This window comes from Phreatobacter oligotrophus, assembly GCF_003046185.1.
GTDB lineage: Bacteria > Pseudomonadota > Alphaproteobacteria > Rhizobiales > Phreatobacteraceae > Phreatobacter > Phreatobacter oligotrophus.
Map to the genome: position 1 here is coordinate 103,549 of NZ_PZZL01000009.1, position 23,363 is coordinate 126,911.

The following is a 23,363-nucleotide window of genomic DNA, read 5'->3' on the forward strand; positions in this document are numbered from 1 at the left end:
GTCCTTCAGGTATGAGCCCGCTCGCCAACCATCCGTTCTGGAAGATGAACGGCGCCGGCAACGAGATCGTCGTGGTCGATCTGCGCGCCTCCGCGCATGTCGTGACCGCGGCGGAGGCGCGTGCCATCGCGGCGGACGAACGCTCCCGCTTCGACCAGATGATGGTGCTGCACAAGCCGCGCACCCCCGGCACCCGTTGCTTCATCCGCATCTACAACACCGACGGCTCCTTTGCCGGGGCCTGTGGCAACGGCACGCGCTGCGTCGCCTGGGTGCTGTCCGAGGAGGACGGCACGGAGAGCTTCCTCGTCGAGACGGTCGCTGGCATCCTCGCCTGCCGTCGCGTCGGCCCCGCCGCCTTCTCGGTGGACATGGGCGAGCCGAAGTTCGGTTGGCAGGACATCCCGCTGGCCGAGGAGTTTCGCGACACCCGGGCCATCGAGCTGCAGATCGGTCCGATCGACGCGCCGATCCTGCATTCGCCCTCGGTCGTCTCCATGGGCAATCCGCACGCCATCTTCTGGGTCGACGATCCCTATGCCTACGACCTGCCGAAGATCGGGCCGATGCTGGAGAACCACCCGATCTTCCCGGAGCGGGCCAATATCTCGCTTGCCGGCGTGAAGAGCCGCGACCACATCGTGCTCTGGGTCTGGGAGCGCGGCGTCGGCATCACCCGCGCCTGCGGCTCGGCCGCCTGCGCCGCGCTCGTCGCGGCCGCCCGCACCAAGCGGACAGGGCGCGCCGCCACCGTCTCGCTTCCGGGCGGCGACCTCCACATCGAATGGCGCGACGACAACCATGTCGTCATGACCGGCCCGACCGAGGTGGAGCACGAAGGCCGCTTCGACCCGGCTCTCTTCGCGACAGCCGCCTGACGCTCATGTCCGCTGCTCGCCCCTCCGTCGAGGTCGTGACCTTCGGCTGCCGGCTCAACACGTCGGAATCCGAGGTCATGCAGCGCCTCGCCGCCGAAGCGGGCCTCTCCGATGCCATTGTCGTCAACACCTGCGCCGTCACTGGCGAGGCGACGCGACAGGCGCGGCAGGCGATCCGCCGGCTGAAGCGCGAGAACCCGGCCGCCCGCATCATCGTCACCGGCTGCGCCGCCCAGACGGAGCCCGAGGTCTTCGCCGAGATGGCCGAGGTCGACCGCGTCATCGGCAATGACGAGAAGATGAAGGCCGAGGCCTGGGGCGAGACCCGGCGCGCCCTGTCGCAGGGCCCGGACTTCGGCATCGCCGCTTCCGAAAAGGTCGCGGTCAACGACATCATGGCGGTGCGCGAACAGGCGCTGCACCTTGTCGACGGGCTCACCGGCCGCTCCCGCGCCTTCGTCCAGGTGCAGAACGGCTGCGACCATCGCTGCACCTTCTGCATCATCCCGTTCGGCCGCGGCAACAGCCGTTCTGTGCCGATGGGCGAGGTCGTGGCGCAGGTGCGCAAGCTCGTCGAGAACGGCTACCGCGAGGTGGTGCTGACCGGGGTCGACATCACCAGCTACGGCCAGGGCCTTCCCGGTGAGCCGAAGCTCGGCGCGCTGGTTCGGGCGATCCTCCGCCATGTGCCGGAGCTGGAGCGCCTGCGCATTTCCTCCATCGATTCCGTCGAGGCCGATCCGGACCTCATGGCGGTGATCGCCGAGGAGGAGCGGTTCATGCCGCATCTCCACCTCTCGCTGCAGGCCGGCGACGACATGGTGCTGAAGCGCATGAAGCGCCGGCATCTGCGGGACGACGCGATCCGCTTCTGCGAGGAGGTGCGCCGGCTGCGCCCCGACATGGTCTTCGGTGCCGACATCATCGCCGGCTTCCCCACCGAGACGGAGGAGATGTTCGCCCGCTCCCTCGCCATCGTCGACGATTGCGGGCTCACCCACCTCCATGTCTTCCCCTTCTCGCCGCGGCCCGGCACTCCCGCGGCGCGGATGCCGCAGGTGGCGCGCGACGTCGTGAAGGAGCGGGCGAAGCGCCTGCGGGCCAAGGGAGAGGCAGCCCTCGCCGCACATCTCGATGGCATGGTGGGCCGCGCCTTCTCCGTGCTCGCCGAGACGGACCGCGTTGCCCGCACCGGCCATTTCACGCCAGTGCGCCTTCGCCGCGATGTCGCGCCGGGCTCGATCCTCACCGTCACGGTGAGTGGCCATGACGGCCGCGAGGCCCTCGCCGCCTGAGCCCTCACCTTCGGAACCCCACGAAAACCCCGGCGTTATCCGGTTCGAACCCGAACACAGGAGACGCATCATGGGACTGGGACGCGGCGCACTGCTTTGGCTTGTCGGCGTACCGCTGCCGATCATCATCCTCCTCGCGCTGTTCTGGCGCTGAGGTCTCGATCGCCTGCGTGTCAGCGGGCGAGGTGGTCCGCTGGCACGACCAGCATGGCGGTGAGCCCGCCGCCTGACCAGTCATGGGTCAGCGCGCCCTTCAACTGGCGCTGCACGCTCATCTCGATGAGCTGGCTGCCGAAGCCGCGATGGCTGGGCGCCGAGACAAGGCCGCCCGGCGCCTGCTCCGCCCAGGTGAGAGCCACGTCGGCGGCTGTGATCACCCACTCCACCCGCAACGTTCCGGCTTCCCCCGACAGCGCGCCGTACTTGGCGGCATTGGTCGCCAGTTCGTGGAAAACGAGAGCGAGGCTCGTCGCCGCGGTCGGCCCCAGCAGGATGGCCGGCCCCGACACGGAGACCCGGTCGTCCTGCTCCACATGCGGGGCCAGGATCCGCCTGACGAGATCCGCGAGCGGCGTCGTTTCTTGGCCCGCCTCGGTGCCGAGCACGGCAGAGCGGATGAGGTCGTGTGCTGCCGAGAGCGCGGCGAGGCGACCCCGCAGGGCCTCCGCCATGTCCCGCGGCGTCGTCGCCGTTCGCGCCGTCATCGAGACGAGGCCTGAGACCACCGCGAAGATGTTCTTCACGCGGTGATTGAGCTCGCGCAGCAGGATCGACCGCGCTTCCTCCGACTCCTTGAGCTCGGTGATGTCGACGATGGCGCCGGGAAAGCGCGCCGGCCGCCCCGCGTGGTTGTAGAGGCATTCGCCGCGGGCGATGACCCAGCGCCAGGAGCCGTCGCGCCCCCGCAGCCGGTATTCCTCGGAATACTTGTCCTTCTCGGCGATCGCCTCCCGGAAGGCCGCCTGAACCCGCGGCAGGTCCTCGGGATGGATCGCCTCGAGATAGCGCTCCACCGGCATGCCGTCTTCCGGCGACACGACGTCTGAAACGAAGAGTTCTGCCAGCCGTGTATCGGGAAAGAACAGGTTCGAACCGATGTGCCAGTCCCAGGTGCCGATCATCCCCGCGGAGTTCAGCGCGAAGGCGAGGCGCTCCCGGCTGCGGGCCAGCTCGCGCTGGGAACGGACCCGGTCCGTCGTCTCGACCACGATGGCGTGGACGCCGATGCGCTCGCCGTCTTCCTCGATGATGGGGCTGTAGCTCAGGTCGAACCAGACGTCCTCCGGACCGCCGTTGCGGTAGAGCACGAAGGCCTGTTCCGAATAGGTCTGCGTCGCGCCGGCGAGCACCGTGTCGAGCACATTGCGGTTGAAGGCGGCGGCCTCCGCCCAGGCCTCGCAGACGGGCGTGCCGAGGACCGCGGGATGGCGTGCGCCGCAGATCTGCGCATAGCCGGCATTGTAGATGAGGATACCGTTGGGTCCGACCAGCAGCGCCTGCGGTACGGGCGAGCCGATGATCAGCTTCACGATCGCCTTGAGGGTCGTCGACCAGCCCTCGATGGGCCCCAGCGGCGTGGCGGCCCAGTCATGGTCGGCGATGGCGCGGCCCATTTCACCGCCGCGGCTCGCCAATCGGCCGGCCCAGTCGCTGGAAGGGGTCATGAGGGCTGAGCTGCTTTCAATCCGGAAGCTGACCAGGCGACCTCCATGCGGTCCTCAATGACCGGCGCGCGGAAGGTGAGGCGGCATACTGTGCCACCTTCGGACGTCATGCTGAAACGCCCGTCGAGCTGGCTGGCAAAGGCCCGCAGGACCGTCATGCCGATGCTGCGGGCGGTCGCGACATCGAAGCCGGGGGCAAGTCCGGGACCGTCATCCCGCACCGTCAGGTCGCAATCCGTGCCAGTGCGGCTGAGCATCACCTCGATGGTGGCGTGGTCGCGCGCGCCGAGCCCGTGCTCCAGCGCATTGTTGATGCACTCGGTCATGATCAGCGCCACGGGCAGGAATTTGTCCTGCGGCAGGGCGATGGGGGTGATCGAGGTCACCAGCGAGACCTTGTCGCCCGCTCCCGCTGCGGCGATGCAACGTTCCGCCAGCTCGCGCACGAAGTCCTCGTCGATGCGGCCATCCGCATGCGCCGGATCGTGGAACATGCGGTGGATGTCGGCGATGATGCCGACGCGCTGCACGGCGTCAGCCAGCGCGCGTTTCGCCGCCGGATCGGAGACGGCGCGCATCTGCACGTTGAGCAGAGCCGAGACGGACTGGAGATTGTTGCCGATCCGGTGCTGCAGTTCCTTGAACAGGGTATCCCGCTGGCCGGCATGGTGCAGGGCCTTCTCCCGCTCTGCCCGCAGAGCTGCGAGGGCCGTGGTCAGCCGGTCGATGATGAGGATGTCGACGGCGCAGATGATCGCGAAGAAGGAAATGGCGACGCCGGATTGCAGGTCCAGGGCGAAGGACCGCTCGGGTGGGATGAAGAAATACAGCGCCGCGATGCCGCTGAGCGTAGCGCAGAGGATGGCCGGCCCCGCGCCCGCGACAAAGGCTGTGATGATCACAGCCGGGAAAAAGGTCAGAAAGGGAAAGCCCGGAGGGAGGAGCGGTTCAGCGGCCAAGCGCAATCCCAGGGCCGCGGCGAACAGCCCGACACCCAACGCAAACCGCTGGACGAGATGACCCTGCGTCATGACATTCCGGTAACGCTACCCCAGCTCTCTGTACCATCAGACCGCCGAGAGGACATGTCAAAAGACGCAAGGGCGAAGCCCGCGGCAAGCCGCGGACCTCGTCCGGACCCGCGGTCAACCGCGGGTCCCCTGGTCCCCGCGTCGGTCAGGCGCGCCGTATCAGGCCGGCGACAACCGAGACGACGAAGAGCACGATGGCGACCCAGAACAGCAGCTGCGCGCCGCTCATGGCCGTGCCGGCGACGCCGCCGAAGCCGAGGAAGGCGGCAACCACCGCCACGATGAGGAAGACGACGGCCCAGTAGAGAAGATTACCCATGGTTGGCTCCTGAACAATGATGCTTGGGCCCGCATGGGCCGGCGACATCGAGATGTCAGCGAACAAACCGGCGATGGGCCTCCGGGTTCCGCCGCACCTGTACAATGGTAGGCATCGCAACCGGTTTGGCCTGCGAAGGAACTTTTTCGGACGCGCGGCGTTGTGGTCGCGGAAGCGTGTCTCCGGATCGGACCGCCATATGGGCGGCCGGTCCGGACGAGCGGTGGCGCCGAGGGAGTGGCTGGTGCGCGATATCGAGAGGACCCCGCGTCGCGTAAGCCCGCTGAGCCCGTCACGACCGGCGCAGCCTGCAAGGACCGGGGCCCTCCGCGCGTGACAGCCGCCACCGCCACCATCGCGGAGACCGACGATCGGCGCCGGCTGTCCATGCTCCGGCGGCGGCTCGTCCTGCTGGTCATCGGCATCAGCGTGCCGTTGATGGTGCTTGCCATGGGCGCGGTGTGGCAGGCCAACCGCTCCGAGCGCACACGCATGGAAGGCCGGCTCGTCGATCAGGCGCGTACGCTGGCCTCCGCCGTCGACAGTCAGTTCAGCAATGCCGAGGTCTATCTGCGGGCTGTCGCGGCCTCGCCGTCCCTCGCCGCCGGGGATTGGCTGGCGCTCTACCAGCAGGCCCGGCGCTCCACCCGCCCCGGCACTTTCGTGGCCATCCTCGATGCCGAAGGCCGGCGCATCCTCAACACCTATTTCAGCCTCGGCGAGGGCGGTGTCGCCCTCACCGAAACAGCCGGGGGCGCCATTGCCCGCGAGGCGCTGGCGAGCGACCGCATGGCCATCTCCCCGCTCTTCCGGGGGGGCAGCCTTGATGAGCCGGCCGTGGTCGCGGCCATCGGGGCGACGACCCGCAGCGGTCAGCGCGTCGCGGTGGCCTTGCTCATCCCGTCGACCCGGTTCGGCGACCTGATCGCGGCGCAGAACCTTCCCTCCGATTGGATCGCCGCCGTGCTCGACGGCGAGGATCAGGTCGTGGCGCGCTCCCGCGACGGTCACCGTTTCATCGGAACCCGGGCGATCCCGGCGGTGCGTGAGGCCCTCGCCGCGATGAGGAGTGGCATAGTCCGCACCCGGACGATCGAGAACCTGCCCGCCACCCTCGCCGTCGCCCGAGCGCCGGCGAGTCGCTTCTCAGCGGTGATCGCCGTGCCCGAAAGCGTTTTCGGCCGCTTCGCCCTCGCGACCCTCGGCCCCGTCGCGCTGATCGGTGCGGTGCTGGTCCTTGCCGCGGTCACTGCCGCCATGATCGCCTCGCGTAGCATCCTCACGGCCGTGCGCGACACCTATGCGGAGGAGAAGAGCCTGCGCGCCGAGGTAACCGAGAGCCTCAGGGTGCGCGATGCCGAACTGGAGGCCAGCGAGCGGCGCTTCCAGACCATCGCCGACGCCATGCCGCAGCTGGTCTGGTCGACCCTGCCCGACGGCTACCACGACTATTTCAACGACCGCTGGTACCAGTTCACCGGCACCCAGCCCGGCTCCACCATGGGCGGCATCTGGAACGTGCTGGTCCATCCCGACGACCAGGCGCGCTCCGCCGCCCGCTGGCAGGAATCGCTCCGCACCGGCCAGCCCTACGAGATCGAGTATCGCTTCAAGGCGGGCGATGGCAGCTATCGCTGGTTCATGGGCCGTGCCGTGCCGGTGCGCGACGGCGATGGCAACATCGTTCGCTGGTTCGGCACCTGCACCGACATCCACGACAAGAAGCTGGCGGAGGAGGCGCTTGTCGCCGCCCAGGGCCAGCTCAAGGCCCGCGTGGCGGAACTGGCCCAGCAGAAGGCGCGGCTCGAGCGCCTGATGATCTCGGCGCCCAATCTTATCTACATCAATGACCTCAAGCGCCGCCGCAACGCCTACGTCAATCCGCAGATCTTCGAGGCGCTGGGCTATGCCCCGTCCGAACTGATGGGCCGGCCGCTCAAGGCTCTCGCCGAGGTCGTTCACCCGGAAGACCGCCGCCGGGTTGCAGCCTTCGCGGCCAAGGTCCGGCGAGCGGCAGATGGCGAGATCCGCGAGCTCGAGTATCGCATCCGGCACACCGATGGATCATGGCGCTGGTTCCTGGTGCGCGAGACGCCGTTCCTGCGCGACGCTTCCGGCGAGGTCACGCAGGTGCTCGGCACCGCCCTCGATATCGGCGCCCGCAAACAGGCCGACGAGCGCCAGCAGATGCTCATCCGTGAGCTCCACCATCGCGTGAAGAACATCCTCGCGACCGTCCAGGCCATCGCCTCGGCCACGGGGCGATCGGCCTCGTCCTTCGAGACCTTCCGCGAGGATTTCTCCGACCGCCTCGTCTCGCTGGGGCGGACCCATTCGCTGCTCACCCGCGAGGCCTGGGCCGGTGCCGGACTCATCGATATCCTCGAGAGCGAACTCGCCCCCTATCTCGGCGACGGTGAGGGCCGCGTCACCCTCGACGGACCGGCCGTTGTGATCCCCCGGGACATGACCGTGCCCATCGGCATGGCCATCCATGAGCTCACCACCAACGCGGTGAAGTACGGCGCGCTTTCGGTGCCGGAGGGCCAGGTCCACGTGACCATCAGCCTGGAAGGCACCGGACCCGAACCCCGGCTTGGTCTCGTCTGGCGGGAATCCGGTGGCCCGCCTGTGAAGACCCCCGAGCGCCGCGGCTTCGGCTCGCTGCTCCTCAACCGGCTGCTGGCCTCCCAGCTCGGTGGCGAGGTCGCCATCGACTACCGGCCCGAGGGCGTCGTCGCCCGGATCGACGTGGTGCTGCGCAAGGACGACGTGCGCTGAGCCGCTCACCCTGAGGGAACCGCCGGGCGGTCCGGGGGGTTCTCGTGCCGCCCAGCCCCGGAGCGGGCAGATCGGCCTGGAGGATCGGGTGATGCGCAGCGAGCTGCTCTGGTTTCTGCCGCGGCCAGAGGAGCCGCCGGAGCCGGCTGCCGACGAGCCCGGCTTCTTCGACATGGGCGACCATGATCCGGTCGTCCGTTACGCCACGCTTGGCATCTTCGTCATCCTGGCCACCGCCGCCCTCGCCATCGCCCGTCCGGTTGCGCTGCCGGTCACGGCGGGCATTGTCTTCGGCCTGGTGCTGGGGCCGCTCGCGGACCTGCTTGTAAGGCGCGGCTGGCCGCATGCCGCCGCCGCCGGCGTGGTCGTGATGGTCGGGCTCCTCCTGATCATCGTGCTCTTCGCGGTGCTCGCGGCACCCGTCGCCCTCGGCGCGGACCAGATCCCGGCCATCGTCGATACGCTAAGGGCGAAGTTCGATGGCTTCTTCGACATGATGCGCCGGCTTCAGGGCGTTCCCGACAACGCCACCCGTCCCGTCGCCACGGAAACGGCCGCCGGCTCGTCCTTCACGCCGCTGCTGAACATCGCGGTGACCTCCACCAGCGCCGCCGGCGGGCTTCTCATCTTCGTCGCCACGATCTTCTTCTACCTCGCCGCCCGCCGGCAGCTGAAGGCGCGTATCCTGCGCCTCTGCTTCGGCCGGGATGCCCGGCAGGTCGCCGGTTCTTTCTTCGAGGAGGTCGAGACTCGCATCGGCAGCTATTTCGCCGTGGTCACCATCATCAACCTCGGCATGGGCGCGGTGACCGGGCTCATCGCCTGGGTCGCGGGCTTCCCCTATCCGCTGTTCTGGGCGGCGCTCGCCTTCGTGCTGAACTACCTGCCGTTCATCGGGCCGCTGATCGTCGCGGCGCTCATGGTCGGTGCGGGCATCACGCTCACTGACAACGCCGCCTGGGCCATGGCTCCCGGCGCCGCCTATGTCGTGATCCATGTGATCGAGGGAAACGTCCTCACCCCCAGCCTCGTCGGCCAGCGGCTGACGGTCTCTCCCTTCCTCGTCTTCCTGTCCTTCGTCTTCTGGCTGTGGCTCTGGGGTCCGGCGGGCGCCATCCTCTCGACGCCGCTGCTGCTCGTCGGGATCGTCATGGTCGAGGTGCTGCGATCCTACCGCATCGCCCATGAAATCGCCCAGGCCGAGGCGTCGGACGCCGCCGCAGGAACTGCGACCCCCGCCGCGAGTTTACCGTTCGAAGCGACAATTCAGCGTCGACCCCGACGTCCCTCACCGCCTGACAGCAGGAGTTTTCCCATGCCCATCGCCGCCCAGACCACCACCCGTGACAGCCTGCACGACACCTCCGGCCATGCCGAGGCTGGGCTTCGCGAGACTGCTCGCTCGGCCGGCACACCGCTGCGTGATGCCGCTTCCGACATGGCCGACGGCGCCGCCCGTGCCGGCGAGAAGGCCGCTGAAATGAAGGACGCAGCCATGGACGGTGCGGCGGATGTCGCGCGCGACGTGAATGCCAAGCTGAAGGCCGTCGGCATCGACACCGACGTGATGTTCGGCGCCGCCAAGGACCAGGCCGGCGACCTGAAGAAGATGATCGCCGACGAGCTCACCGAGCGGCCCTGGCACACCCTTGGCCTTGCCGCCGCAGCCGGCGTCGTTCTCGGCTTCCTCTCGTCGCGGTGAGCATCATGTGGAGGGGACTGGCATTGCTCGGCGTTGCCGAGCTCGGGGCTTCCGTGAAGCGCAGCATCCTGGTGGCGGCAATCTATGCCGTTGCCGGCCTGGCCCTGCTGTGTTCGCTCGGCTTCCTCGTTGCTGCCGGCCACGGAGCGCTCGCCTGGCGCTACGGCGCCGATGTGGCGAGCCTGGTCCTCGCCGGCTGGTTCTTCGTGCTGGCCCTCGGAATCGCGCTCATCGGTCTGGCCATCAAATGGCGCGCCCAGCGCCGACGCTCCATGGCGACCACGGCGCTTGTCGTGGCGCCGACGGTCGCGCCTGTCGCCCTTCGGGCCCTCGCCCGGCGCCCCAATCTTGCGGCCACCATCGCCGCCACCGTCCTCGCCGTTGGCGCGCTCGTCGGCAGCCGCTGGGCTGCCCGCTCCGACAGCTGACCCGGCTGATTCCGCTCAACCGTTCCCATCCGCGTCGCGCGCGGCCTTCGCCATGAAGGCTGCCCGCCGAAGGAGCAGTGCATGTCCATCGATGTGTCGCCGACCAAGCCCCCGGCTGCCGCTGCGGGCCAATATCTCGTGACCGCGTCCCGCAGCCTGCGCGGCAATGGCAAGGGCCCGGAAACTCTCCGCGTGCTGGTCTGTGAGGATGATCCGGTGCTGGCCCTGGAGCTTGAGACCTGCATTGCCGAATGCGGCGCGGTCACCTGCGGTTCGGCACCCTCGCACGATGAGGCGCACCGGCTTGCTGCGCTCACCTTGCCCGACCTCGCCATTGTGGATCTGCATCTTGGCGACGGGCGCTCAGGTCCGCGCATCGCCGCTGATTTCGCCGAGCGCGGCATCAAGGTCGTCGTGGTGTCGGGGGATCAGACGGTCGATGCGGTGCTGGCGCGCATCGACCACGTTTTTCTGCCAAAGCCACTGAACGCCAGCATCTTGCAGGAGATCCTGCGTCACGAGATGCGGCGGCGGAGCCACCCGGACGCGGGAGGCCTGGTCGACGCCTGATTATACCCGCACAGACCCTTACAGCCGACTGCCGCCCTCCTGGGCAGCCACCGAGGCCGTGCTGCCCACCCCAGGCTGCGGCGGCTGGTCCCGAAAGGCATCGAAGGCATGATGGGCGTGGTCGAGATCGGCGGGAGCGGGCAGAGCTGCAATGGCTCGCACCGGGGAATGCCGGTCAGCCACCATCGCGGCCGTGCCTGCGGCGATCGCGCCGACCGTGCCAGCGGCGATGACGGCGATGGCCCAGAGCGCGGCGCGGCGCTTGGTGGCGGGGCGGGCAATCAGGGCCTGGCGATCCATGGAGAGTCTCCTGTCTCGTGTCATGGAACCAACGCTTCCGAGGCTCGAAAGTTCAGTGAATCTCTGGACTTTCCGGCGGAACCTGCCGTCATGCCCACACGTTCTCCCGACAGTCCCATCGGGAGCTTTGGCCATGGCCGATATCGCCACGAACCTCCACGTCATTGTCCTGGCCGTTATGGCCGTGGCGGTGCACGCCCTGGCCTGCCGCTGAGCGACGCCGCAGAGCGTCCCCTGCGCCTTTTTCGCGCTGGCCCTCGTCCTCACCGCGGGGAGCCCTGCGCCGGGGGCGCATGGCACGACGCCGCTTCCCGTTCCACGACCGACCACCACAGCAACGCCGGCGCCTCTGCCGCAGCCCCAGGCTCCTCCTTCACCGGTAAGCACCTGTCTTGTCCGGCTGGCCCTCACCGGGCTGCGCTTCACGATCGAAAACCAACCCGCTGGTCCCGAGGCCTGCCGCATCGCCGATCCGGTGCGGCTCGAGGCGCTGCAGGGGGAGGCCGGCGTGGTGGCCTTTCCCGATCGACCGCTCGTGAGCTGCGGGTTCGCCGAGGTCCTGGCCGCCTTCACGCGGGACGCCTTGGTCCCGCTCGCCGCGGGTCATCTCGGGGCGCGTGTTACGGCGGTCGGGACCGGTCCCGGGTTTTCCTGCCGCAGCCGCAACCGGATGCCGGGCGCGCGCATCAGCGCCCATGGCCGGGGTCTTGCCATCGACATCGCCTGGATCGTTCTGGACGGGCGCCGCGAAACTGTCGCCACGCCCTCGGACGCTTCGGCGACGCGCTATCTCGCAGCCCTGCGCCGGGCAGGCTGTGGCTGGTTCACCACTGTGCTCGGACCGGGCTCGGATGCGGCCCATGACGACCACCTTCATGTCGACCGCGAACCTCGTGGTCGCGACGGAGAGAGCCGCCTTTGTCAGTGAAAATACCCGGCTAACGAAAAGCCCCGCACCTGAGGGGTGCGGGGCTCGATCACTCCCTGCCGGGAGCTGGTTGTCAGGTGCGGGAGCGCACGAAGGTCGGCATATCCTGAAGCTGCTGCTTCGTGCTGGTGACGAAGCCGACCAGCGTCCCGTCGGACATGCGCATGAACTTCACATCGGAGAGCGGAATGGCGACGTTCTTCTCGCCAATGCCGAGGAAACCGCCGACGCCGAGAATGGCATGGGAGACACGCCCGTCATTGCCGATCGCGAGGTCATCGACCTTGCCGATGGAGTCGTGGCGATCGCGCATCATGCGCCACTGCTCGTCGCTCACCGGGGTGATGGCCATGGAGCCCGGACCCGGGGTCATGCCGGACGTGGTGGTGGCGGTGCCGGAACCCGGCATGGCCGTGGAGCCGCTGGTGCTGCCCATGGGGGTGCCGGTGGACGAGCCCCCGGCGTTCGGAGCAGCGGCGTTGCGGTTCGGCGTCACGGTCGAGCCGGTGGTGGCGGGAGCATCCGGCTTCGGCGCATAGATGGAAATGCCGATGATCTTGTTGGCGGTGAGCTGCTCATTGGTCATCTGCTGGGCGCGGGTGGACGGCGTTGCCGGCGCGGTCTGGGCCGGGGTCTGCGCGCCCGGCGTGGTGGTGGTGTTCGGAGTGTTGGTCTGGGCGAGGGCGCCGGTGGCCAGCAGGGTGGCGACGGACGCGGTGACGAGGTGTTTCCTGAACATGGCGATCCTCATGATGGCTCTTCGGAAAGCAGCGGCGCGAAACGGGTGCCGCGCGCTGTCAAAGTCCCAACCGCAGCCGGCGCCCTTTGTTCCGATCGACCAGCATGAGGATGTCCGTAAAATACTTAGCCGGCGCTGCGGAATCGGCTCATGGCCTGCCAGTGGTCCCGCCGCTCCCCGGCCGTCTGCGGAAAACGGTCGCCCTCCACCTCTTCGGTGATCACGGCGAAGCTCTCGAGCCGATGCGCGCCGAAGGTTGAGATCATCGCGACGTCGGCGGCGTCACGGCCCAGCGCGACCGGAATGCGACCGATGCGGGGCCGGTTGTGGCGCGCGTCGAAGGCATGCCAGTGCCCGTCCAGAAGGACCTCGAACCAGGCGCTGAAGTCCATGGGATCGGGCATGGCCGGTACACCGATATCGCCGAGGTAACCTGTGACGTAGCGCGCCGGGATGTTGAGGCAGCGGCACAGCGTCAGCGCGAGGTGGGCGAAATCGCGACAAACGCCCGTGCGTTCATCCCAGGCCTCCGCCGCCGTACGGGTGCTGCGCGCGGCCATGTAGTCGAAACGCAGGTGGGCATGGACGAGGTCGCAAATCGCCTGGACCTGACGCCCTCCGGCGGGGACCGTGCCGAACTGCTCCCAGGCCAGCGCCATCAACCGGTCGGTCTCGCAATATCTGCTTCCGGCCAGAAAGGGCAGGGCCTCCTTGGGCAGGTCCTGCGGCATCGTGGCGTGGGCGTCCAGCGGCAGGACCTCGGGGAAGCCAGGGTCGTGGATCATGCCCGCGGCGGTCAGCCGCGCGCCCCCGGCCGGCACCAGCAGCCGGCGGGCGATGTTGCCGAAGGGATCGATGAACGGCTCGGTGACAAGGCTCGCTCCGCCGACGAGAGCGGTGACCTCGGGCTCGTCGGGCTCGGCGAGGTCGCCACGGCGATCGGGATGCACGTCGAGCATCAGGATGGCGGGGGTCGCCTGCTCGCAGGAGATGGTGATGTCGTATCCGTAGCGAATGTGCATGGAGGCTCCCGGCGCTGCCGGCCGTGCCCGTGACGGACCCTCGCCGATGCCTGTCGGGGCTAACGCCGCGCGCGCGGCGCCGGTTCCCGCGCCTACCCTGTCAGAGGATGGGCCGTTCCACCAGATCCCGCTCGAAATATGCGGCGATCCGTTCGGTCAGCCGTGGGTTCTCCAGCGTCAGTCGGCCGTTGCCGAAAGTGAACAGGCCGGCGCGGCGGAGCTTCGCCCAGGTCTTGTTGGTATGGACCAGCGACAGGCCGAGCGCATCGGCGAGTTGCTGCTGCGAGAGCGGGAAGTCGAAGCTCCGGTCGGTGACGAGATCAAGGGTCTCCGCGCGTCGGTAGAGCGAGATGACCAGCGAGGCGATGCGTTCAGTCGCGCTGCGCTGGCCGACCGACAACAGGTTTTCATCGGTCAGGTTCTCTTCCCGGGAGCCGAGCCAGGCCATCTCATAGGCGAGTTGCGGCATGCGCACGAAGGCGTCCCAGATCTTGCGGCGAGGGAAGACACAGACCTCGACATCCGTTAGCGCCTCGACGCCATGCTGGGCGACGGCGAGCAGGGAGGCCTGAAGGCCGATCAGGTCGCCCGGCAGGAGGAAGTTGAGGATCTGGCGACGACCGTCCTGCATGACCTTGTAGCGGAAGGCCCAGCCGGCAAAGAGCGTGAACAGCTCGGCGTCCGCCTGGCCGGGATAGATGATCTCCTGGCCGGCGGCGATGCGGCGGTGGTCGGTCTTGAACTCGGCCGTGAAGGCGATCTCGGCATCGGTCTTGGGGTGGAAGGCGCGTTTCCGGCGCAAAGGGCAGGCATGGCACCAGGGATGGAGCGACTGCCGGGTGACAGGATTGGAGAGCATGGGTCCTCGTGGTCTCGGGGCGCGTGGCACCCCCCTCAAACCCACATGGAACCCGTTACCGTCGCCAGCGTTCCCGGCTCGACCCTCCGATCGTGATGGCCGCCCCCTCGAAGGATCGGGAGACGGCGGGAGGGGCTGACGATCCGCCGGACCTCCCATGACCGACACCGCCGCCCATCCCGCCGACGCCGTCCCGGCTCGCTCCCGCTCGCGCTCCTTCTTCCGCATCGCCAACGGGTTCTGGAAAGGCGCCTCTGCCGGCCGGGCATGGCTGCTGACCATCGTCGTGCTCGCCTTCGCCTTCGCGCAGATCGGCGCCCAGGTCGGTATCAACAGCTGGAACCGCTTGTTCTTCGACGCCCTCGAATCCAAGGACATGGGCGCCGTGATCACCGCGATCGGTCTCCTGCCGGTGCTGCTCGCCGCCGCGTCCCTTACCATGTCCGGCCTCGTCGTCTCCCGCATGCTGCTGCAGGTGCGCTGGCGCGAGTGGGTCACCGAGCGCCTCGCCGGCTGGTGGATCGCTGACCAGCGTTACTATCGCCTCGGTTTCCTCGCCACCGAGCACAAGGCACCCGAATTCCGCATCGCCGAGGATGTCCGCATCGCCACCGAGCCACTCGTCGAGTTCGCCATCGGCCTGCTGAGCGCCGCCGTCACGGCGCTCACCTTCGCGGCGATCCTGTGGACCGTTGCCGGATCGATCACCTTCGAGATCGCCGGCAGCACCTTCTTCATCCCGGCCTACATGGCCATCGCCGCCGTGCTCTACGCCGTCATTGCCTCGCTCGCCGCCTATTATGTGGGCCGGGCGCTTGTCGGAAAGGTCTCCACCAAGAACGAGATGGAGGCGCAGTTTCGCGCCGAAATGACCCGCCTGCGCGAGAACGCCGAAAGCATTGCGCTCATCAAGGGCGATGCTGACGAGCGCTCGTCCGTTATCGCGAGCTACGGTCAGGTCGTGGCCGCCTGGCTCGCCGTCGTGCGCCGCCAGGGCTTCCTCGCCCTCGTCCTCAACACCAACGGCGCGCTCTTTCCCGTCGTGCCATTGCTGTTGGCGACGCCGAAGTTCCTGTCCGGCGAGCTCACCCTCGGCGGGGTGATGCAGGTCGCCGCCGCATTTTCCGCCGTCCAGGCCGCCCTCGTCTGGTTCGTCGACAATTTCGTCCGACTCTCCGAGTGGTATGCCTCGGTTGTCCGGGTCGATGAACTCTCCGAGACGCTCGAGGAACTCGACATCGGCACCATCATGGAGGACGACCAGCAGATCAGCCTCGAGGAGAGCGACGACGACGCGATCCAGATCGAAAATCTCTCGCTGGCCCACCGCAATGGCCGTGTTGTCATCGAGGACGCATCGATCCGCATCGAGCCGGGCGAGAAGGTATTGATCGCCGGCGAGAGCGGCACCGGCAAAAGCACCCTCATTCGCGCCCTGGCCGGGCTGTGGCCCTGGGGGTCCGGACGCATCGCCTTTCCGCGTGGCGTCCGGTACGCCTTCCTGCCGCAGAAACCCTACATGCCGCGCGGCACGCTGAAAGACCTGATGCTCTATCCGGACGGCGACGTGGCGGTCGACGACGATGTCGTCCGTGCGGCCATGGAGCGCTGTGGCCTCGGCTACATGGTCAAGCGCCTCCACGAGGAGGACGACTGGGATCGCGTGCTCTCCGGCGGCGAGCGCCAGCGCATCGCCTTCTGCCGCCTGCTCATCCAGAAGCCGGCGATCATCGTGATGGACGAGGCAACCGCCGCGCTCGACGAGGGTAGCCAGGACTCGCTTCTCTCATTGCTCGAAGACGAGCTCGCCGCCTCCACCGTCATCAGCGTCGGCCACCGTCCCGGGCTCGAGGAGTTCCACGGCCGCAAGATCACCCTGACCCGTCGTCCCGCCGGCGCCCGCGTCACCTCCGCCCCCATCCGCCACTCGCTCTGGCGCGTCGTGCGCAGCGCTGGCCGCCGCAGTGCCTGAGCCGGACTGGACGGGCGCGGCGAAATCATGGGGTCGCTTGGGAACCATCGGCATCGCCGGGGGTTCTTTCGACGATCATCGCCATATCCCTGCCCGCGATGTGGACCTCTTCACTGAAGCCGCCTCTGGCGGCTTCTTTTTTGTCCGGATCCTGCGGGCGGATCAGCCGGGACCTTCAGCCATGGACCTCCACGTCCGCCACGTCACCCGCTACCAGTATGCCCAGCCAGTGGTCTTCGGACCGCACAGGCTCATGCTCCGCCCGCGGGACAGTTTCGACCTGCGCATCCTCGAGACCGAACTGGACATTTTTCCGCGGGCCGAGCTCGCCTGGTCGCACGACGTCTACGGCAACCCGGTGGCGCTCGCGACCTTCGCGGAGGCCGCCGACCGCCTGGAGATCACCTCCTCGCTCGTCCTGCGTCGCTACGGCTCCGCCCTGTTCCGCAAGCCCGCAGCGGCGGCCGTCGCCTTCGTGCCGCATTACTCCGATGGCGAGCGCATCGTCCTCCAGCCCTTCATCACGCCGGCCAGCTCCGACGATGATGGCTCGCTCGCAAACTGGCTCTCCGGCGTTCTTCAGGAGCCAGGCGATGCGGATTCCCTGTCGCGGCTCGCCGAGGCGATCCATGGCGGCTTCGGCTATTCGGTGCGCTACGAGGAAGGGACGCAGTCTCCGGCCGCCACCCTGTCGCTGGGGGCCGGTTCCTGCCGCGACCTCGCCTGGCTGTTCATCGAGGCGGTTCGGCGGCTCGGCTATGCGGCCCGTTTTGTCACCGGCTACCTGCACAATGCCCCCGGCGAGGCCGGTTCCAGCCGCGCTGCCCTCGGACTCACCCACGCCTGGGCGGAGGTCTACGTCCCCGGGGACGGCTGGGTTGAGTTCGACCCGACCAATGCGCTGGTCGCGGATCCCCATCTGGTCCGGGTTGCGGTGGCGCGCGTGCCCCTCGACGCCTCACCGGTCTCGGGCAGCTTCACCGGCGCGCCGGGGGCGCAGATCGGACTCTGGGTCGGGGTCGACGTCACGCCGACACAGGTCTTTGCCGCCGTCGCCTGACGCCGCGCGTCAGAGCGGGATGTCCCAGAGACCGACTCCGCTCTCCGTCGGGCCATTCCGCCGCGTGGCGCCGATCTGGCGCAGCAGGCCGTGAACGATCTTGGTGTCGATCGCGTCAGTGCGACGGTCATCGGTGGCCACCACCAGAGCGAGATGGTCGCCGTCAGTGCAGCTGACCTCGACCGCGAGATGGTCCGTGTGCCGCTCCTCGATGGCGTGACAGGCGATCTCGACGACGAGCAGGCCGAGCGGAATGGCACGGTCGACCACGAGCGCGAGATCCGCGGCGGAATGGGCGCTGACCCATGGCCGGCCGGCCTGGAGCAGGCCGTTGAGCATGACCGCCACCTCGTCGAGGAAGGGCTGCAATTCCACGGGCCGCATCTCCCCCTGCGCGAGGGCATGGCGATAGGCGATGGACAGCACCTGGACCTTGGCCTCGATTGCCGCGAGCACGGAACGGTGCTCAGGGCCGTGCTGACGGCGCGCCAGGCTGATGTAGCTCTGGACCACCTGCAGGCTGTTCTTCACGCGGTGGTGGAGTTCGCGGACGAGATGCCGGTTGGCGCCGATCGTCACGTTCAGCCGCTCCACGCGATCAGCCTGGTCGGCGACGAGCGCGTTGAAGGCTTCCGACACGCGCCGGATGTCGTCGGGCATGGTCGGGTCGACAGGCGCCTCCTGCGGCTGCTGCGAGGCGCGCGCCAGCGCCGCCGCCTCGATGCCGCGGATCCAGCGCACGATGTTGGTGTCGATCGCCAGCGAATAGACGGCGAAGAGCACCATCAGCGTCACCAGCGGGGTCAGCAGCAGCGCGATGAACTGGAGGAAGGCGGCGCGTTCGGCCTGCTGGTCGAAGCGCGCCAGCACGTAGAGGTCGGGCTCGGCCACCAGCTGCATGCCGAAGGTCGCGGTCATTCCGCTGCGGCTTGTCGCCTCCCACCGCAGGAGCTGGGCTGGCGCCGGCAGTTCCGCAGGTAGCCAGTCAGAATCCTGCTCGGCCGCACCACGGGTGATGACCACCTCGCCCGGCGTCCGGACGAGGCCCACCACGGTGCCGCCTCCGAGTGTGCCGAGATCGAAGGCGCGGTCCACGATCGTGGCGTTGACCAGGAGCAGGCCTTCCATCCTCGAGGATCCGCGGGGGCGGCCGGCGTAGATGACCATGTAGCGCTGGTCGCCCACCATGGTGACGCCATAGCTTGTTTCGGCCATCTCGCTGCCGATCCAGGTCGGGCTGCGGGTCCGCGAACGGTAGTTTTCGACCAGCCCCATCAGAACCGGTTCGGTAATCGAACTGTGGTTTCCGGCCGAGCAGGCCGTGTCATCACCCACCTGCATGATGATGCCGCTGATGCCGATATTGTCGGCGATCAGCCTGTCCGTGACGGCCCGGCATTGCGCATCGGTTTGTCCGATAGCGGCGACACTGGCGCTCGCGGTCAGCAGCGTGCGAAGCGACTCGCGGTACCAGATGCGGGTGCGGACCGAGAAGTTGCCGACCGTTTGCAACTGCGAGGCCTCGATGGAGCTCAGCACCGAACGATAGGTCGCGACCGCCGTCACCGCCGTGATGACGGCGATGGGCAGGATCACGAGCACGATCAGGGCCAGAAGCCGGCCCCGAACCGTCCGGAAGGCGGTGACATTCATCGCTTCATGTACGGGCCATGTCGGCCGGGTTCTGGTGGATGACGGCGGCGGTGCTGCGGTCGGGTCCGATGTCGTCGACACTGGAAATGCCCAGCAGGTCGGCGAGCTTGGCCCTGGCGCGGTTGACGCGGCTCTTGATGGTGCCCACCGCCACGCCGCAGATCTCCGCGGCCTCCTCGTAGGACAGGCCCGAGGCGCCGACCATGATCAGCACCTCGCGGTGTTCCTCGGAGAGTTTGGCGAGCGCCACGCGGAAGTCCGCGAGGTCGAGAGCGCTTTCCTGCTCGCCCGACACGGTCAGGCGCTGGGCATACGTGCCGTCGCTGTCCTGAACCTCGCGGCCGCGCTTGCGGTAGAGCGAGTAGTAGGTGTTGCGCAGGATGGTGAAGAGCCAGGCGCGCAGGCTGGTGCCCGGCTGGAACTTCTCCGAATTGCCCCAGGCCTTGAGCATCGTGTCCTGAACGAGGTCATCGGCCTGCTGCACGGACCCGCACAGCGACACGGCGAAGGCGCGCAGGTTCGACAACTCGGCGATGAGGCCTTCGCGGAACTCGTCACTGGCCATTCTTGCGCTCCTTGGCCTCGAGTTCGGCCAGGAGGACGAGGAACCGGTCCGGCACGGGCGCCTTCACGAGGTCGTCGTAATGGGCCTTCAGGGATTTTCCGATGGCCTCCTGGATGCGCGGATCGAGCACCACGTCGCGCTCCTCCGGCGGCTCCACGGCCTCTTGTTTCTCTGTCCTCTCGCCCATCGACTTCTCCCCGACATCCGCGGCGGGATGTGACGCTGATCCAACCCAAAACGCACAACCTCATGGCGGGTTCCGCCTCAGAAAAAAAATAAATCGCTTGCCATACCAATGGGTTCCAGGCTGTTTTTGGCACTATTCGACCAGGAGTTCGGCATGACCATCGCTGCGGAAATCGCACCGCATCTCCCCTACCTGCGTCGCTTCGCCCGCGCCCTCAATGGGTCGCAGGCCGGCGGCGATTCCTACGTCGTCGCCACCCTCGAGGCGCTCGTTGCGGATCCATCGACCTTCCCGCGGACTGTGTCGGCCCGCATCGCGCTCTATCGCATCTTCCTGAAGCTGTGGTCGTCGATGCCCGTCAACATGGTGCATCCGAATACCGCTGTCATCCGGGCTGGTGCGGTCGAGCGGAATATCGAAGCGTTGACGCCCAGACCCCGCCAGGCGTTCCTTTTGCGGACTGTCGAGGGTTTTGCCCTTGAGGACGTTGCCGCCGTTCTCGACATCCCCATCGATGAGGCGAGCGCGCTGATCGAGCAGGCTGGGCGCGAGATCGCCGAGCAGGTGGCGACCGACGTTCTCATCATCGAGGACGAGCCGATCATCGCCCTCGACATCGAGACGCTGGTCCAGGAGCTGGGCCACACCGTCACCGGCATCGCCCGCACCCACAAGGAGGCGGTGGACCTCGTCGCCCGCAAGCGGCCGGGCCTCGTGCTCGCCGACATCCAGCTTGCGGATGGCTCCTCGGGCCTCGAGGCGGTGGCCGAGATCCTCCAGTCCATCGACCTGCCGGTCATCTTCATCACCGCCTATCCCGAGCGCCTGCTTACCGGCGACCGCCCCGAACCTGCCTTCCTCATCACCAAGCCGTTCCAGCCCGAGGCGGTGAAGGCGGCCATCAGCCAGGCGCTGTTCTTCGACCGCCGCTCCGAGCGGAAGGTCGCCTGACAGGGCGTCGCTTCAATCGGAGAAAATTCCGGGGGCCAGCGGGAACTCCCGCCGGCCCCCGGCCGTTTCAGGTGCGATGGCGAAAGGTTCGCGCGTGCTTGCCCGGGAGACTCTCATGATGTCTGCAGTTTCGACGATTGTGGTCGCGGCGGCGGCCGGTCTCGTCTTCGGCGGCGTCGTGGACCCTGCTCCCGTCGCGATCGATGCAGGCCTTCTGGCCGCAGCTCTCGGCGGCGCCAGCCTGGTCGTCCGCTTCGCGGAGGCCGGCCATTGAACGTGACCGGTGTCGTGTGCCGGCCGTTCGCTGCATCGCCGTGCCGCCCTGGCATCGCCGATGACGTGTCATTCATGGATTCGTGGTACCAGGAGCGCTCTTGGGAACCCGTGGTGTCGGCGCGCGGTCCGGCCCGGATTGGTTGAGGATGGACAGGCAGCGCATACTCATCGTGGAGGATGATCCCTTCATCGCCATGGATATCGAGGCGGCTGTCCTCGATGACCTCGGCGATGGGACGGAGGTCATCGTCGTGGATAGTCTTCGCGAGGCGCAGAGCCTCGCCGAAGACGATGTCGATTGCGCCCTCCTCGACGTGGACGTCGTCGGTGGCAAAACCTTCGACGTCGCCCTGAAGCTGCGCGCCCGCGGGACACCCTTCGCCTTCGTGTCGGGCTCGCTGCCCTCCGACCTGCCGGAAGAGCTGGCCGGGACCGTCTTCGTCCGCAAGCCCTTCCATTCCCGCGACATCCTCGGCTTCGTCACCCGCGCCCTGAAGGCCGACGCGGATGGGTCGACCGGCTCCCGCTGAGGGCGACCGCCAGCACTGTCAGTTCAGCAGCGTCGACCGCCGCGCCCGTTCGGCGGCGAGCCGCACGGCCGCCGGCACCGGCTCGATCACCGGCACACCGACCTGACCCGCGATCTCGCGCGCTGCCACGGCGAGTGGCCCGCCGCCAATGACGATGGCCTTGGCCCCATGATCGTCCACCGCCCGCCGGCAGGCGGCGAGAAGTGCGGTCACCAGCCCCTTGCGATCGGCCATGACCTGGTGGGCGTCGCCCGGGGTCAGAACGGTGCCGAGGAACCGATCCGTATGGCCATAGGCCATGGCGCGCTGTGCGATGCTCTCGACGAGGTCGGCCGTGGTGGTGACCACCGCGAAATCGCCATGGGCGGCGGCCTCCGCCATGCCCGCTTCGGCAATGCCGGTGATGGGGATGGCGACAGTACGGCGCAGGTCCTCGACGGCCGGGTCACCGAAGGCGGCGACGATCAGGCCGTGATAGCCGAAGGGCGGCCGCGCGGCCATCAGCGCCAGCACCGCGTCATGGGCGATGGCGAGCTCCGTTGGGCCAGTGATGAGCGGCACGCCGAAAGGCGCCGAGACGCCGTCGATCTCCGCGTCAGGCATGGCCTCGCGCGCGATGCCGACCATGGCGGCTGTCGTCGCCTGGCTTGTGTTGGGATTGACCAGAAGAAAGCGCATGGGGATCAGGCCGGGACGGAGGCGGCGAAGGAGCGGGCGATGTCGGCGCGCGTGCCGACATAGATGCGGTCACCGAGGTCTCGGAGCCGGTCCAAGATCCGCGCCAGCGCCGCGAATCGGCCCGGGCGGCCGACGATGCGCAGGTGAAAGCCGAGGTTGAGCAGGCGCGGCCGGCCGCGCTCGGCCTCCGCCAGCAGGACCTCCAGCGAATCCGCCACATAGGTCGCCATGGCATCGGCCGTCACGAAGCCGTTCGGGTGGAAGAACTTCATGTCATTGGCATCCAGCGCGTAGGGGACCACGATCAGCGGCCGCGCGCCGCCGCGATCCCAATAGGGCAAGTCGTCGTCGAAGGCGTTGGAGGTGTAGAGGAAGCCGCGTTCGATCAGAAGCTCCCGCGTCCAGGTGCTCTCCGCGCCGCGGCAGAAGAAGCCAACGGGGCGCGGGGCCCCGGCGGCTTCCATCACAGCGACGCACCGGTCGAGATCCGCGGCTTCGGCCTCGCGGCTGCGATAGTCCGCATGCGGCCGCCAGCGCCAGCCGTGGACCGCGGCCTCATGCCCGTCGGCGACCAGGGCCGAGAGTAGGGCGGGGGAACGCTCCACCGCCCGCCCGCAGCACAGCCAGGTCGCAGGAAGGCCGCGATCGCTCAGGGCCTCCAGGATGCGCCAGAAACCAGCGCGAGTGCCATAGGCGAAGATCTGCTCCTGCCCCATGTCGCGGGTGCCCGGCTCAACGACGCTGATGACCTCGCCGATGCGCTCGCTGGCCGGGTCGCCATCGCCGACCTGCCACTCCGCGCCTTCCTCCAGGTTGATATTGACGCTCACGGCCAGACGCGCCCCGTTCGGCCAGACGAGTCGCGGCCAGGCGCCACCATAGCCGACGAGATTGCGCGTCGTGCCCGCGTCTCCGCTTCTCGCGGCGACCATCGTCTCGCCCGTCATGCCTGCCTCCTCGGGGCCGTCCCGCCAT

The 23,363-nt window shown here is 68.2% G+C and carries 24 protein-coding genes; 12 read left to right on the plus strand and 12 right to left on the minus strand.

The window, feature by feature from the left end; translation table 11 throughout:
- The first annotated feature begins 11 nt into the window (after positions 1-11).
- Together dapF and mtaB are read left to right on the plus strand one after the other, a co-directional pair.
- Positions 12-878: a diaminopimelate epimerase gene (gene dapF, locus C8P69_RS18480; RefSeq protein WP_108178919.1), complete on the plus strand. Its 867-nt coding sequence runs from the start codon at positions 12-14 to the stop codon at positions 876-878.
- 5 nt (positions 879-883) lie between these two features.
- Positions 884-2,173 carry a tRNA (N(6)-L-threonylcarbamoyladenosine(37)-C(2))-methylthiotransferase MtaB gene (gene mtaB / locus C8P69_RS18485; protein ID WP_108178920.1) on the plus strand — a complete coding sequence of 430 codons (1,290 nt, stop codon included), beginning with the start codon at positions 884-886 and terminating at the stop codon, positions 2,171-2,173.
- A gap of 173 nt (positions 2,174-2,346) precedes the next feature.
- Here the strand turns inward: mtaB and C8P69_RS18490 are convergent, their stop codons facing one another.
- From C8P69_RS18490 to C8P69_RS18500, 3 genes are all read right to left on the minus strand, one after another.
- Positions 2,347-3,837 (minus strand): sensor histidine kinase, encoded by a 1,491-nt coding sequence (locus C8P69_RS18490; RefSeq protein WP_108178921.1) that lies wholly within the window; start codon positions 3,835-3,837, stop codon positions 2,347-2,349.
- Positions 3,834-4,868: a sensor histidine kinase gene (locus tag C8P69_RS18495; protein ID WP_108178922.1), complete on the minus strand. Its 1,035-nt coding sequence runs from the start codon at positions 4,866-4,868 to the stop codon at positions 3,834-3,836. Before C8P69_RS18495 ends, C8P69_RS18490 begins: the two co-directional genes overlap by 4 nt.
- Before the next feature lie 145 nt (positions 4,869-5,013).
- Positions 5,014-5,187 (minus strand): DUF1328 domain-containing protein, encoded by a 174-nt coding sequence (locus C8P69_RS18500; RefSeq protein WP_108178923.1) that lies wholly within the window; start codon positions 5,185-5,187, stop codon positions 5,014-5,016.
- A 333-nt stretch (positions 5,188-5,520) separates the two neighbouring features.
- Between C8P69_RS18500 and C8P69_RS18505 the strand changes: the two genes are divergently transcribed.
- The 4 genes from C8P69_RS18505 to C8P69_RS18520 all read left to right on the plus strand — a co-directional run bounded on the left by C8P69_RS18505 (position 5,521) and on the right by C8P69_RS18520 (position 10,668).
- A complete protein-coding gene (locus C8P69_RS18505) occupies positions 5,521-7,968 on the plus strand; it encodes a PAS domain-containing protein (RefSeq protein WP_108178924.1) in 2,448 nt (815 codons plus the stop codon).
- Between the two features lie 91 nt (positions 7,969-8,059).
- Positions 8,060-9,670, plus strand: coding sequence for an AI-2E family transporter (locus tag C8P69_RS18510; protein ID WP_108178925.1), 1,611 nt, complete (start codon positions 8,060-8,062; stop codon positions 9,668-9,670).
- 5 nt (positions 9,671-9,675) lie between these two features.
- The gene (locus C8P69_RS18515; protein WP_146167378.1) at positions 9,676-10,098 is read left to right on the plus strand and encodes a hypothetical protein; all 423 of its coding nucleotides are present in this window, start codon (positions 9,676-9,678) and stop codon (positions 10,096-10,098) included.
- A gap of 81 nt (positions 10,099-10,179) precedes the next feature.
- Positions 10,180-10,668 carry a response regulator gene (locus C8P69_RS18520; protein ID WP_108178927.1) on the plus strand — a complete coding sequence of 163 codons (489 nt, stop codon included), beginning with the start codon at positions 10,180-10,182 and terminating at the stop codon, positions 10,666-10,668.
- Positions 10,669-10,686: 18 nt separating this feature from the next.
- Here C8P69_RS18520 and C8P69_RS18525 read toward each other — a convergent pair whose 3' ends face one another.
- Positions 10,687-10,968, minus strand: a complete 282-nt coding sequence (locus C8P69_RS18525) for a hypothetical protein (RefSeq protein WP_108178928.1) — start codon at positions 10,966-10,968, stop codon at positions 10,687-10,689.
- Positions 10,969-11,317: 349 nt separating this feature from the next.
- On the opposite strand from C8P69_RS18525, the gene C8P69_RS18530 reads away from it, so the two are divergent.
- Positions 11,318-11,896 (plus strand): extensin family protein, encoded by a 579-nt coding sequence (locus tag C8P69_RS18530; RefSeq protein WP_281260074.1) that lies wholly within the window; start codon positions 11,318-11,320, stop codon positions 11,894-11,896.
- A gap of 73 nt (positions 11,897-11,969) precedes the next feature.
- Here the strand turns inward: C8P69_RS18530 and C8P69_RS18535 are convergent, their stop codons facing one another.
- From C8P69_RS18535 to C8P69_RS18545, 3 genes are all read right to left on the minus strand, one after another.
- Positions 11,970-12,635, minus strand: a complete 666-nt coding sequence (locus C8P69_RS18535) for a PRC-barrel domain-containing protein (protein ID WP_108178930.1) — start codon at positions 12,633-12,635, stop codon at positions 11,970-11,972.
- A 125-nt stretch (positions 12,636-12,760) separates the two neighbouring features.
- On the minus strand, positions 12,761-13,657 hold the full coding sequence (locus C8P69_RS18540) for a transglutaminase-like domain-containing protein (RefSeq protein WP_108178931.1): 897 nt from the start codon (positions 13,655-13,657) through the stop codon (positions 12,761-12,763).
- 100 nt (positions 13,658-13,757) lie between these two features.
- On the minus strand, positions 13,758-14,516 hold the full coding sequence (locus tag C8P69_RS18545) for a Crp/Fnr family transcriptional regulator (protein WP_108178932.1): 759 nt from the start codon (positions 14,514-14,516) through the stop codon (positions 13,758-13,760).
- Between the two features lie 157 nt (positions 14,517-14,673).
- Between C8P69_RS18545 and C8P69_RS18550 the strand changes: the two genes are divergently transcribed.
- Together C8P69_RS18550 and C8P69_RS18555 are read left to right on the plus strand one after the other, a co-directional pair.
- A complete protein-coding gene (locus C8P69_RS18550) occupies positions 14,674-16,488 on the plus strand; it encodes an ABC transporter ATP-binding protein/permease (RefSeq protein WP_108178933.1) in 1,815 nt (604 codons plus the stop codon).
- 181 nt (positions 16,489-16,669) lie between these two features.
- Positions 16,670-17,548 carry a transglutaminase family protein gene (locus C8P69_RS18555; protein ID WP_108178934.1) on the plus strand — a complete coding sequence of 293 codons (879 nt, stop codon included), beginning with the start codon at positions 16,670-16,672 and terminating at the stop codon, positions 17,546-17,548.
- A gap of 9 nt (positions 17,549-17,557) precedes the next feature.
- Here C8P69_RS18555 and C8P69_RS18560 read toward each other — a convergent pair whose 3' ends face one another.
- The 3 genes from C8P69_RS18560 to C8P69_RS18570 are packed head-to-tail and all read right to left on the minus strand — an operon-like array spanning position 17,558 to position 19,953.
- Positions 17,558-19,201: a sensor histidine kinase gene (locus C8P69_RS18560; RefSeq protein ID WP_108178935.1), complete on the minus strand. Its 1,644-nt coding sequence runs from the start codon at positions 19,199-19,201 to the stop codon at positions 17,558-17,560.
- Positions 19,202-19,205: 4 nt separating this feature from the next.
- Positions 19,206-19,766: a sigma-70 family RNA polymerase sigma factor gene (locus tag C8P69_RS18565; RefSeq protein ID WP_108178936.1), complete on the minus strand. Its 561-nt coding sequence runs from the start codon at positions 19,764-19,766 to the stop codon at positions 19,206-19,208.
- Entirely contained in the window at positions 19,756-19,953 is a 198-nt protein-coding gene (locus C8P69_RS18570; RefSeq protein WP_108178937.1) for a NepR family anti-sigma factor, read from the minus strand. The genes C8P69_RS18565 and C8P69_RS18570 overlap by 11 nt, the downstream gene beginning before the upstream one ends.
- Positions 19,954-20,106: 153 nt before the next feature.
- Here C8P69_RS18570 and C8P69_RS18575 point away from each other — a divergent pair, with 153 nt between their 5' ends.
- The 3 genes from C8P69_RS18575 to C8P69_RS18580 all read left to right on the plus strand — a co-directional run bounded on the left by C8P69_RS18575 (position 20,107) and on the right by C8P69_RS18580 (position 21,710).
- Positions 20,107-20,904, plus strand: coding sequence for a response regulator (locus C8P69_RS18575; protein ID WP_108178938.1), 798 nt, complete (start codon positions 20,107-20,109; stop codon positions 20,902-20,904).
- A 115-nt stretch (positions 20,905-21,019) separates the two neighbouring features.
- A complete protein-coding gene (locus C8P69_RS23940; RefSeq protein ID WP_170118297.1) occupies positions 21,020-21,178 on the plus strand; it encodes a hypothetical protein in 159 nt (52 codons plus the stop codon).
- A 148-nt stretch (positions 21,179-21,326) separates the two neighbouring features.
- Positions 21,327-21,710, plus strand: coding sequence for a response regulator (locus C8P69_RS18580; RefSeq protein WP_108178939.1), 384 nt, complete (start codon positions 21,327-21,329; stop codon positions 21,708-21,710).
- Between the two features lie 18 nt (positions 21,711-21,728).
- Here the strand turns inward: C8P69_RS18580 and C8P69_RS18585 are convergent, their stop codons facing one another.
- Positions 21,729-22,388, minus strand: coding sequence for an aspartate/glutamate racemase family protein (locus C8P69_RS18585; protein WP_108178940.1), 660 nt, complete (start codon positions 22,386-22,388; stop codon positions 21,729-21,731).
- A 5-nt stretch (positions 22,389-22,393) separates the two neighbouring features.
- Positions 22,394-23,335: a polysaccharide deacetylase family protein gene (locus C8P69_RS18590; protein ID WP_245902126.1), complete on the minus strand. Its 942-nt coding sequence runs from the start codon at positions 23,333-23,335 to the stop codon at positions 22,394-22,396.
- Between the last annotated feature and the right edge of the window lie 28 nt (positions 23,336-23,363).

Excerpts from the sequence above, each read along its gene's own strand:
- C8P69_RS18545 (WP_108178932.1), bottom strand. The coding sequence starts at position 14,516 with ATGCTCTCCAATCCTGTCACCCGGCAGTCGCTCCATCCCTGGTGCCAT.
- C8P69_RS18585 (WP_108178940.1), bottom strand. The coding sequence starts at position 22,388 with ATGCGCTTTCTTCTGGTCAATCCCAACACAAGCCAGGCGACGACAGCC.
- C8P69_RS18550 (WP_108178933.1), top strand. The coding sequence starts at position 14,674 with ATGACCGACACCGCCGCCCATCCCGCCGACGCCGTCCCGGCTCGCTCC.
- C8P69_RS23940 (WP_170118297.1), top strand. The coding sequence starts at position 21,020 with ATGATGTCTGCAGTTTCGACGATTGTGGTCGCGGCGGCGGCCGGTCTC.
- C8P69_RS18510 (WP_108178925.1), top strand. The coding sequence starts at position 8,060 with ATGCGCAGCGAGCTGCTCTGGTTTCTGCCGCGGCCAGAGGAGCCGCCG.
- dapF (WP_108178919.1), top strand. The coding sequence starts at position 12 with ATGAGCCCGCTCGCCAACCATCCGTTCTGGAAGATGAACGGCGCCGGC.
- mtaB (WP_108178920.1), top strand. The coding sequence starts at position 884 with ATGTCCGCTGCTCGCCCCTCCGTCGAGGTCGTGACCTTCGGCTGCCGG.
- C8P69_RS18495 (WP_108178922.1), bottom strand. The coding sequence starts at position 4,868 with ATGACGCAGGGTCATCTCGTCCAGCGGTTTGCGTTGGGTGTCGGGCTG.
- C8P69_RS18560 (WP_108178935.1), bottom strand. The coding sequence starts at position 19,201 with ATGAATGTCACCGCCTTCCGGACGGTTCGGGGCCGGCTTCTGGCCCTG.
- C8P69_RS18520 (WP_108178927.1), top strand. The coding sequence starts at position 10,180 with ATGTCCATCGATGTGTCGCCGACCAAGCCCCCGGCTGCCGCTGCGGGC.
- C8P69_RS18490 (WP_108178921.1), bottom strand. The coding sequence starts at position 3,837 with ATGACCCCTTCCAGCGACTGGGCCGGCCGATTGGCGAGCCGCGGCGGT.
- C8P69_RS18575 (WP_108178938.1), top strand. The coding sequence starts at position 20,107 with ATGACCATCGCTGCGGAAATCGCACCGCATCTCCCCTACCTGCGTCGC.
- C8P69_RS18555 (WP_108178934.1), top strand. The coding sequence starts at position 16,670 with ATGGACCTCCACGTCCGCCACGTCACCCGCTACCAGTATGCCCAGCCA.
- C8P69_RS18515 (WP_146167378.1), top strand. The coding sequence starts at position 9,676 with ATGTGGAGGGGACTGGCATTGCTCGGCGTTGCCGAGCTCGGGGCTTCC.
- C8P69_RS18565 (WP_108178936.1), bottom strand. The coding sequence starts at position 19,766 with ATGGCCAGTGACGAGTTCCGCGAAGGCCTCATCGCCGAGTTGTCGAAC.
- C8P69_RS18500 (WP_108178923.1), bottom strand. The coding sequence starts at position 5,187 with ATGGGTAATCTTCTCTACTGGGCCGTCGTCTTCCTCATCGTGGCGGTG.
- C8P69_RS18540 (WP_108178931.1), bottom strand. The coding sequence starts at position 13,657 with ATGCACATTCGCTACGGATACGACATCACCATCTCCTGCGAGCAGGCG.
- C8P69_RS18525 (WP_108178928.1), bottom strand. The coding sequence starts at position 10,968 with ATGGATCGCCAGGCCCTGATTGCCCGCCCCGCCACCAAGCGCCGCGCC.
- C8P69_RS18590 (WP_245902126.1), bottom strand. The coding sequence starts at position 23,335 with ATGACGGGCGAGACGATGGTCGCCGCGAGAAGCGGAGACGCGGGCACG.
- C8P69_RS18570 (WP_108178937.1), bottom strand. The coding sequence starts at position 19,953 with ATGGGCGAGAGGACAGAGAAACAAGAGGCCGTGGAGCCGCCGGAGGAG.
- C8P69_RS18580 (WP_108178939.1), top strand. The coding sequence starts at position 21,327 with ATGGACAGGCAGCGCATACTCATCGTGGAGGATGATCCCTTCATCGCC.
- C8P69_RS18535 (WP_108178930.1), bottom strand. The coding sequence starts at position 12,635 with ATGTTCAGGAAACACCTCGTCACCGCGTCCGTCGCCACCCTGCTGGCC.